The following is a 4,338-nucleotide window of genomic DNA, read 5'->3' as shown; positions in this document are numbered from 1 at the left end:
TAGGCACCCTTGTAGTCCTGCTCGGTCAGGCGGAGCAGGAAGGGGTTGTCGGCGTAGTTGTTGTCGTCTTCGGAGCGCCCGGGCGCCGTGGGCAGCATGACGCGGTGGTGGTCGCGTTCGGGGACCCAGTCGCGCAGGAGTTTGAGGCTGGCGAACCAGCGATCGTCGGGCTCGGTGTTGGTCGGGCCCTCGGGCAGGTCGGGGGAGAAGAAGTAGACCGGACGGAACTCCCCGTCGGGCGAGAACATGAACTGGCGCTCGTACTCGGCCCTGCTGGTGCATTTCTCCAGCGGTGTGAGCAGGATCGGCTCGGTGGCGGTGTTCGACTGCACGCCGGGCACGGACGTCGTTCCGTCGCTGCGCCTGGCGAGCTCGCGGCCGAGCGGGGAGTAGGGGAACGCCCGGATGCCGAGCGTGTAGCCGACGACGGTCGCGTCCAGCGATTGCAGAGCGTCGACGCATTCGTGCATGGTCTCCTCGGTCTCGCCGGGCATGCCGAGCAGTGCCTCGACCATGGTGAGCATGCCGTACCTGTTGGCCAGCCGGCACAGTCGGCGGACGTCGTCGAAGGTATAGAACCGGCTGCCCTTGCCGGTGATCTTCCAGCCGTTGAGGACGTCATCGCGGACGTGATCCGGGGCCAGGTTGATCCCGACGCAGCCAGCCGCGGCCAATAGCATCGCGTACTCCTCGTCGAACGGCGCCGGCTGGACGTAGATCCACAGCCGTAGGCGGTGCAGCGGGGAGGACCGGTCGGTGGTCTTGCGCCGGATGATCTCGCGCAGCACGGCCTTGCTGTGCGCGATGTTGAGGTTGAACTCGCTGTCCGTGGTGTGCAGGTCATGCACGCCTTGTGCGGTCAGGGCCTCGATCTCATCGACGACGGCGGTTTCGGCACGGCGGGCGAACTGGCTGCCCTTGGCATCAGGCTCGACACAGTGCGTGCATGCGAAGGTACAGCCGTTCTTGGTGAGGACGTTGCCCAGTCCGCCGCGCTCGTAGTACCTGAGGTTGTCCACCCTGTGGTCGACGCCGGAGCGGCGCGTGTACGCAGTGGTCCTGTTCACCAGCTGTGCCCGGCCGAGCGCGATGAGCTCGGTGGCGTGTGGGATTTGGCGCACATGTCCGTCGCCGTCGTTGATGATCAGCCCGGCAACGTCGGCGGGCGACGTGGCGGCGGCGATCGCGTCGGCGAGCTCGACGAGTGTGACCTCGCCGGGGCCCTTGACGCCGAAGTCGATGCCGAAATAGTCGACCAGAGCGAACGGCATCGAGGAGAAGCCCACACCGCCTCCGACGATCGGTGCGGCCGAGCAGCGCCTGATGGACCGGATGATGTCACGGTGCGAGTCGAGAAAGACCCGCTGCTCCTGCGGGTAGATCGTGTCCGTGTTGCGGATGGTGACGCCGATGAGAAGCGGAGTACGCGATGAGAAATATTCGGCGATGGCCGTGCTCCACTCCTCGCGGACAAAGGTGAGATCAAGCACCTCGACCTCGTATCCCGCTGATTCCAACGAGGTCGTCAGAATATCGAGCGCGTATGGAGTTATCGGGGGGTGAACCAGATTTGGGTTCACCAATGTCACGAGCCTGTTGTCCATGGTCTCTTCCCTCTCGTCCCGGAACCGATGGCTCCCGCGACCTCCGCCCTGAGAACTGGCCCCACAGCCAGCCGATGTGCCGATCTTGACAGCGGGACGTGCACTTGGGCAGGGGCCAAGTGCCAGCTCGTCGCTCTTCTCGCGGATGTCACACCTGTCGGGCGCGAAGTGGATAACGGCGTTCGCGAAGTGGACTGGCCATGGCGAGTGGCGCTCTTAGGCTTGGTGTGGGGCGAGGCAGTGCCGCTATTTCGGATCGTGTCGGCAGCGGGAGCATGTGTGGTGGAGAAGGACGAGCCTGTTGGGGTGATGATCCGGCGCGTTCGCATACTGCTCGGATACAGCCAGTACGAGATCGCCGACCTGCTCGTCGAGATATCTGGCAATTGGTCGCTGACGCGAGAAGAAGTCTCGCGCTGGGAACGCGGGAAACGAATTCCCGGCCCCTATTGGCGGGGGTGGATCAGTGAAGTCCTGCGGCTGCCGAGGGGTGACGTGGACGCGGCGGCGCACATCGCGCGCAACGCCCGCAAAGACGTGGCAGCCGCAGGGCAAGTCGTTGCGCCGCAGGTCCCGTTGTGGGCTCAGCCCAGCGGCTTGAGCACCGCGCTGAAGTGCCGCAGCGTCTCGGCCTGGTCCACGATCCGGTAACCCACGATCGTCGAGGCGTTCCCGGCCACGGTCGCCGCGGTCTCGACGACGTATTCGAGATGGCTCTTGGTGTAGACGCGGCGCGGGAGTGCGAAGCGCACCAGCTCGCGAGGTGCCGCCACGTCGTGACCACCGTCCGGGTTCACCCTGCCGAACACGAGAGTCCCCAGCTCGGACACGCGCACCGCTCCCGCCCGGTACAGCTCGTTGGCCAGGGCCGTAGCGGGTAGCTCATGCGGTGGGATGTGCGGCAGCAGCGCGGCGGCGTCGATATAGACGGCATGGCAGCCGGTGGGCTGCAGCACCGGAAGCCCCGCCTTCGTCAGCTGATCGCCGAGCCATTGTGCGGTCTCGGCCCGGTAGCGCAAGTACTTGGTGTCGGTGACCTCCATCAGGCCCCGCGCCAGCGCGTCGAGGTCGCGCCCGGCCAGCCCGCCGTACGTCGGGAAGCCCTCGACGGCGATGAGCTGCTCGCGGCACCTGCGGGCCAGGTCGGTATCCGCCAAGGCGATCAGTCCACCGATGTTCGCGAGGCCGTCCTTCTTCAAGCTCGCCCAGCACCCATCGGCGAGAGCGAAGATCATCTCAGCCACATCGCGTGGGCTCCGGTCTGCCAGTTCGTCTTCACGTTCGGTGATGAGGAAGGCGTTCTCCGCGAAGCGGGAGGCGTCCAGCAGGAGCATGGCTCCGTACTCGTCACAGAGCCGGCGTGCGCCCTCGACGTTGGCGAACGAGACCGGCTGACCGCCACCGGCGTTGTTGGTGATGGTCAGCACCACGCAACGGACGCGTCTGCCTTGTGAGCCGGCGAGGTAGTCGTGCAGGGCGTCGAGATCGATGTTCCCACCGAACGGTGAGGACGCCTCGGTGTCGCCGGCGGGAAGGTCGACGGGGGTGGCCCCGGCGGACTCGACGCTGGCGCGGGTCGTGTCGAAGTGGGTGTTGCTCACCGAGACGTCGCCAGGTTTCAGCAGGCTGCCCAGCAGGATCCGCTCCGCGGCGCGTCCCTGATGGACCGGTATGACCTCCTGGTAGCCGGTGAGGTCCCGCACGACGGACTCGAACCGCTCGAACGAGCTCGCCCCCGCATACGACTCGTCCCCGGCGAGCAGAGCCGACCATTGGGCCGCGGACATCGCACTGGTGCCCGAATCGGTCAGCAGGTCGATCATGATGCGCCGCGCCGGCACCCGGAACAGGTTGTAGCCCGCGTCGACCAACGCCGACTGGCGCTCCTCGGCCGTCGGGAATGGGATCGGCTCGATCGTCTTGATCCGGAACGGTTCCATGAACGCCGGCAACTGTCGCCTCCTGCTGAGCACTGTGCAATGTAGATGCCAGTCTCTGCGACCCGCGGTGCCCCCACCAGGGGCCAATTTAGGAGCTCACAGCGTGCGTGACCGCGCGGTGAGGACTATCCGTAATCAAATATTTCGCTACGGCGGTGTCGCTCAGCGTGATGGAGTGGCTACGCTCAGTTATCCACAATTTCCGAGGAACAGGATTGGAGCATGGCCGAAGACGAGGTGCGGCGGCCGCTCGAGCAATACGAGCTGTTCCACACAAACGACCTCGACCACGCCCGCGAGCTGGTGGGACGGGTGTTCGTCCCGCATCGGCTGGACCTGGTGGGGCAGTCATCGCAATTAGACGCCCGGATGCACACCAGGCGGGTGGCCAAGCTCGCCGCGAACTATGTCACGTACGGCGGGGAGGTCTTGATCGAGCCCGGCGAGCTCGGATCGTTCTTCGTCGTGCAGGTTCCACTGTCCGGGCACAGCGTCGTCCGGTGTGGAGGGATGGAGATCTGCTCGACTCCGCGTTACGCGTCGGTCGTGTCGCCGACCGAGCCGCTGAGCATGTACTGGTCGGCTGGATGCTCCATGTTGATTCTCCGGCTCGAACGACCTGCGGTGGAGGCACAGCTGCGTGACCTTCTGGGTGCGCCGTTGCCCGGCCCGGTACGTTTCGATCTTGGCATGAACGTCGGCAGCGGATTCGGACTGAGCTGGCTGAAGCAGTTCCGGCTGATGGTCGACGAGCTGGACAGCTCGGACAGCTTGATCAACAACCAGCGCGCCGC

General features: G+C 65.7%; 4 protein-coding genes. 2 read left to right on the top strand and 2 right to left on the bottom strand.

The annotated features are described in order from the left end of the window. Positions 1–1,604 (bottom strand): tryptophan 2-C-methyltransferase (tsrT, locus tag ELR45_RS03305; RefSeq protein WP_129663498.1); only part of this gene is annotated, 1,604 nt, incomplete at its 3' end. 279 nt (positions 1,605–1,883) lie between these two features. On the opposite strand from tsrT, the gene ELR45_RS36630 reads away from it, so the two are divergent. Then, positions 1,884–2,255 (top strand): helix-turn-helix domain-containing protein, encoded by a 372-nt coding sequence (locus ELR45_RS36630; protein ID WP_205855766.1) that lies wholly within the window; start codon positions 1,884–1,886, stop codon positions 2,253–2,255. On the opposite strand, the gene ELR45_RS03295 is transcribed toward ELR45_RS36630, so the two are convergent. Beyond that, on the bottom strand, positions 2,189–3,556 hold the full coding sequence (locus ELR45_RS03295; protein ID WP_205855765.1) for a tryptophanase: 1,368 nt from the start codon (positions 3,554–3,556) through the stop codon (positions 2,189–2,191). The genes ELR45_RS36630 and ELR45_RS03295 overlap by 67 nt on opposite strands. Before the next feature lie 210 nt (positions 3,557–3,766). Between ELR45_RS03295 and ELR45_RS34500 the strand changes: the two genes are divergently transcribed. After that, positions 3,767–4,338 (top strand): cupin domain-containing protein (locus tag ELR45_RS34500; protein WP_205855764.1); only part of this gene is annotated, 572 nt, incomplete at its 3' end.

The organism is Phytoactinopolyspora endophytica, assembly GCF_004138495.1.
GTDB lineage: Bacteria > Actinomycetota > Actinomycetes > Jiangellales > Jiangellaceae > Phytoactinopolyspora > Phytoactinopolyspora endophytica.
Note: the sequence above shows the minus strand (reverse complement) of the source record. Positions and strands in the feature narration are given on the sequence as shown.